The following is a 4,915-nucleotide window of genomic DNA, read 5'->3' as shown; positions in this document are numbered from 1 at the left end:
GCGCCTGCTGCCCCGGCCCGCCGATCTCGGACAGGACCAGATGGCGGGCGTAGCGTTCGACTTCGTCTTGCGAGAAAACCATGCCCCTCATCTAGCGACGCCGGGCCCGGGAAGCGAGGGCGCGCGTCAGGCGATAGGGCTTGCGACCCGATGCGCCTCGGCCATCAGCTGCTCAAGCATCAGTCCGGTCTTTTGGGGCGCCAGTCCGGCGCAGATCAGCCGCTCCAGGGCGGGCGTCGCATCGATCCGGGCCATGGCGCAGTCAGTGAACAGGCGCGCATCGACGGCGCGGTCTGAAAGGATGCGTAGATCGTCGTGACGTCGGTCGGCGCGGATTCTGTTCAGCGTCCGATCCAGATCGACCCGCGCCCCCTCCATGACCTGAAAAAACCGACCGTCATGCCGCAACAGGGCGCTGGTGACGTGATCGCGTCGATTGTTCGCATTGGACACGCCGATGATGTCGATCAACGGCAAAAGGCCTTCAGCCGCAGCGCCCACGGCGTTGCTGGCGAAAACGAGGCGAAACAAACTCATGGGTACTCGTACGCTTGAGCGCCAACAGGCGGACGACCCTGCCCTAGAGATGTATCATTAACGGAATACGACTGTGCGACGTCAGGTCGCTGGGCGTCAGGCCGCCAGGGTCAGATGGTCGCACATCAGCAGGCGTTGCAGGCCGTCGGCGGACAGGTGGCTGAGGCGGCGGTCTTGCAGCAGGGTCTGGGCCTGGTCCCGGCTGAGGGCGTTGAGGCGAACCGGGCTGGCGGTCTGGCGTTTCAGCACGGGCCGGTCGTGCAGCACCCGCAGGTTCCGGTGCCGGGGGTCGCGCGACACGCGGGCCAACAGCCGGTCAATGTCGACGCGTTTGCCCTCGATCATCTGGGCGGCCTCGCCCCGGTGAAAGATCAGGGCGCTGGTGATCTCGTCGCGCTGGTTATTGCGCTGGCAGGCGCCAAGGATTTCGGCGACGGAGCGGGTGGTCTGTCCTGCGTCGGCGACCAGTTCGCTTACAAAAACAACGCGGAACAGCAATTTAACACCCTCTGTGATCGTTAACAGTGACGGTATTTGCCACGTTTTACTCAAGAATAGGGTTAAACTGAGACGCTGTTATGCGAAATTGAGGCGCAAAGACGGCGGACGGCTTTCGGGTGGCGGCCTCTATCCACGGACTTGATGCCTGGGCTTGGGCGGGCCATCTGGCGGACATGACCCAATCGAACGCTTCCAACTTTCCCGACTGGCACGGCACCACCATCCTGGCGGTGCGCAAGAATGGCCGCACCGTCATCGCCGGCGACGGTCAGGTTTCGATGGGGCCGACCATCGTCAAGGGTTCGGCGCGCAAGGTGCGGACCCTGGCGGGCGGCAAGGTGCTGGCGGGCTTTGCTGGCGCGACGGCTGACGCCCTGACCCTGATCGAGCGGTTGGAGGCCAAGCTGGAGCAGTATCCCGATCAACTGGCGCGGGCCTGTGTCGATCTGGCCAAGGACTGGCGCACCGACCGTTATCTGCGCCGTCTGGAGGCCATGCTGCTGGTGGCGGACAAGTCGTCCATCTTCACCGTCACCGGCGTCGGCGACGTGCTGGAGCCGGAATACGGCGTCGCCGCCGTGGGATCAGGCGGCAACTACGCCCTGGCCGCCGCCCGCGCCCTGAGCGACGACACGGACCTCGACGCCGAGGCTATCGCCCGCAAGGCCATGAAGATCGCCGCCGAAATCTGCGTCTATACAAACGGCAATCTGACGGTGGAGATGCTGGAGGCCTGACCGGCCTTCAGATTTTCGCGGCGACGGGGCGGCCCAGGAAGCGCTGGGCAAGCCAGCGCCGCACCGGCGCGTCGAACAGTTTCAGGCTGAGCCAGGCGATCAGAACCGATCCGACGAAAACGCCCACGCCGACCAGCGCGCCCAGCGCCAGCGACGGCTTCTTGTCCACGACCCAGCCGGTGTAGATGTAGATCAGCGGATAGTGGGTGATGTAGATCGGATAGGACAGGTCGCCGAAGAACCGCGCGATCCGCACCGACACGCCGTCAACCTGTTTGTCGCCCGCGCCGATGGCCACGATCAGCGGGAACAGCAGGATCACGCACAGGGCTTCGTACAGGCCGTTGAGCCACAACTGATCCGCTCCGTCGAAACGGGGCAGGGACAGGCCGACGACCAGCAGCAGGCTGGCGACCGCAAAGGCGTGATTGATGCGAATTCGTCGCCCTAGCCGGAACAACAGAACCCCTGCGCAGAAGGGGAACAGCACGCGCGTCAGGCCGATACGTATGCCGTCGGCATCCAGCGCCCAGCCGCCGATCAGGTCGCCTCGCCCGCCGAACATCGCCAGATGGATCAGGGCCAGACCGGCCAGCGCCACCACCACGCCCAGCGCCCGGTTTGACAGTTTCCGCAGGCCCAGCGCGTAGAACAGGTTGGCCACATATTCATAGAACAGCGACCAGGCCGGGCCGTTCAGCGAATAGATCTCGCCCCAGCCGCGCACGTCCATCGACTTGGGCTGGGGGATCATCAGGGCGCTGAGCACCAGCACCGCGATCACCTGCCAGGCGGTGGTCGACTGGAGCTTGGGGAAGATCGAATAGTCCTGAAACATGAACAGGGCCGCGCCCAAGAGGCTGCCCAGGATCAGCATGGGTTGAAGGCGGATCAGGCGGCGCTTCAGGAAGTCCGCCGCCGACATCTGCCCCCGGCGGTCGTCATAGGCGTAGGCGATGACGAAGCCCGACAGCAGGAAGAAGAAGTCCACCGCCAGATAGCCGTGGTTGATGATCTGCCGGTGCGCATCGCCGCCGCCGTGCGCCTCGAACAGGTGAAACGCCACCACGATCAGGGCGGCGACCCCGCGCAGTCCGTCCAGAACGGCGTAATGGGTCTTGGCGGCAGGTGTGGTGGCTGCGGTCATGAAACGTCGATCATCCCCCAATGAAGCCTGATCTTGTGAACGTTCTCAATCAGCTTGGCAATATGTCGCATCACGGCGCTTTCCGACGCGAAAACGGGCGGAGACGGGGCGTCCGTCTCCGCCCGTTCGGGCGTTGCAGCTAAGGGCGCGGATCAGAACCGGGCGCGGACGCCCAGCACGATGTTGCGGCCCCTCAGCGGCGCCAGATCGCTGATGAAGGAGGCGTGGTTGAACGCCAGCTCGTTCAGCAGATTGGTCCCGCGCACATAGATCTGCGCCGAGGTCGGCCCCAGATCGAAGTCATAGGCCGCCGTGGCGTTGATCATATTGTAGCCCGGCGTCGTGGTCTCATAGGTGGCGACGCGGTCCTGTTCGAACACCCGCACATATTCGACCGATCCCGACCACGGTCCCTGGATCAGGTCTGTGCGGGCGCCCAGACGACCGGCGGGAATGCGGGGCAGGTCGCCGCCATCGTCCAGTTCGGCGCGGACATAGTCGCCGAACACTGTCGCCGACAGATTGGGACGGAACCGATGCGTCGCCTCGCCCTCTATGCCGGTGAAGGTGGCGTCATGCTGGGTGTAGCGGATCAGGCGGAAGTCCTCGAACCGGTCCAGCGTGTCCGCGTAGATATAGCCGTCATAGGCGTAGCGATAGGCGCTGAGGCCGAAGGTGGTCTGGCCTTGCGTCTTCTTGATCCCGGCCTCCAGCGACACGACGGTTTCCGTGCTCAGATCGACCGAACCCAGCTCATAGGTGTTGGTCGCCAGGTGGACGCCGCGAGCATAAAGCTCCTGAATATTGGGCGCGCGCTGCGACCGGGCGGCCGAGAAGGACAGGACATAGTCCGGGGCGAACCGCCAGTTGGCGCCGATCGAGGCCGAGAAGGGCTGGAAGTCGCGGTCGGGGCGAGAGGCGACGGCTAAATCACCGCGCGCGCCGGTCTTCTGCCATTCCTGACGCACCGCCCCTTCAAAGCTCCAGTCCCCGGCGTCGAACGTCTCCAGCACGAACAGAGCGCTGGTTTCGGTGCGGCTGGGGCGGATGAAGGATTCCAGACCATCGGCGGCGAAGTCGCTGCGGGCGACCTGTCCGCCGATCACGCCGCGCAGGCCGCCGATGGGGGCGTGCTGCACCTCGACGCGGGCGTCATAGCCGCGGTTGGAGAAGGTGGTCGTGATCTGGCCGTCGTCCAGTTCATCGTGGGCGTAGTCGGTATAGCCGCCGCTGAAACGGATGCGCTCGACCCCTGAGAACGGGTCACGCAGTTCGCCGCGCACGTCGGTGCGGCGGCTGACCAGATCAACCGTCGGGGCATGGCCATGGCCGTGCTCGTGGTCATGATCATGGTCGTGGCCGTCCTCGTCGTGGTCATGGCTGTGGCCGCCGCAATGCAGGTGCGTGCCGTGCGGGTGGCAGGATTCGTACTCATGGCTGTGGCCCGGCAGACCGTAGGTGCTGTTCTGCTGGGTGTAGGCGACGCCCAGATAGCCGCGCGACCCGATCCATGAGGCGCCCAGGGTGGCGGTGCGGCTCTCGTTGGCTGATCCGTCCAGCCGCTTCTCGCTCCAGTCGGGAACCTTGTAGTCGTCGGACTTGCGTCGCGCCGCCTCGATGCGGACGGCGAAGCCGTTGCCGCCTGCGGTCAGGCCGGCGACCGCCGCCTCTTCATTATCAGCCGAGCCGATGCGGACCTCGGCGGCGCCCTCTCCGCCTCTGGGCGGAGTGGCGGTCGGGATCTTGCGGTCGATCAGATTGACCGCGCCGCCGATGGCGCCGCCGCCGTACAGAAGCGCGCTGGGCCCGCGCAGGATCTCGATCCCCTGCAGCAGCAGTGTCTCGCCGCCGACCGCGTGGTCAGGCGAGACTTCGGAGGCGTCCAGCAGGGCCGAACCGCCGCTCAGCACCTTTACGCGCGGTGCGGTCTGACCCCGGATGACCGGGCGGCTGGCGCCCCCGCCGAAGGTGTCGGAGCTGACGCCCGGCAGGC

At 65.7% G+C, this 4,915-nt stretch carries 5 protein-coding genes and 1 pseudogene; 1 reads left to right on the top strand and 5 read right to left on the bottom strand.

Annotated features, from left to right (window positions below; translation table 11 throughout):
- The 3 genes and pseudogenes from QZ281_RS16540 to QZ281_RS16530 all read right to left on the bottom strand — a co-directional run.
- A pseudogene (locus tag QZ281_RS16540) lies at nt 1-82 on the bottom strand (molybdopterin biosynthesis protein MoeB); the annotation flags it as partial.
- Nucleotides 83-126: 44 nt separating this feature from the next.
- Entirely contained in the window at nt 127-537 is a 411-nt protein-coding gene (locus QZ281_RS16535) for a BLUF domain-containing protein (protein WP_292230265.1), read from the bottom strand.
- Nucleotides 538-633: 96 nt separating this feature from the next.
- On the bottom strand, nt 634-1,035 hold the full coding sequence (locus QZ281_RS16530; RefSeq protein WP_292230263.1) for a BLUF domain-containing protein: 402 nt from the start codon (nt 1,033-1,035) through the stop codon (nt 634-636).
- Nucleotides 1,036-1,211: 176 nt separating this feature from the next.
- On the opposite strand from QZ281_RS16530, the gene hslV reads away from it, so the two are divergent.
- On the top strand, nt 1,212-1,775 hold the full coding sequence (hslV, locus tag QZ281_RS16525) for an ATP-dependent protease subunit HslV (protein ID WP_292230262.1): 564 nt from the start codon (nt 1,212-1,214) through the stop codon (nt 1,773-1,775).
- A 7-nt stretch (nt 1,776-1,782) separates the two neighbouring features.
- Here hslV and QZ281_RS16520 read toward each other — a convergent pair whose 3' ends face one another.
- Together QZ281_RS16520 and QZ281_RS16515 are read right to left on the bottom strand one after the other, a co-directional pair.
- Nucleotides 1,783-2,922, bottom strand: a complete 1,140-nt coding sequence (locus QZ281_RS16520) for an acyltransferase (protein WP_292230261.1) — start codon at nt 2,920-2,922, stop codon at nt 1,783-1,785.
- 152 nt (nt 2,923-3,074) lie between these two features.
- On the bottom strand, nt 3,075-4,915 hold a 1,841-nt coding region (locus QZ281_RS16515), incomplete at its 5' end, for a TonB-dependent receptor (RefSeq protein WP_292230260.1).

This window comes from Brevundimonas sp., from assembly GCF_018608325.1.
Taxonomy (GTDB): domain Bacteria; phylum Pseudomonadota; class Alphaproteobacteria; order Caulobacterales; family Caulobacteraceae; genus Brevundimonas.
Note: the sequence above shows the minus strand (reverse complement) of the source record. Positions and strands in the feature narration are given on the sequence as shown.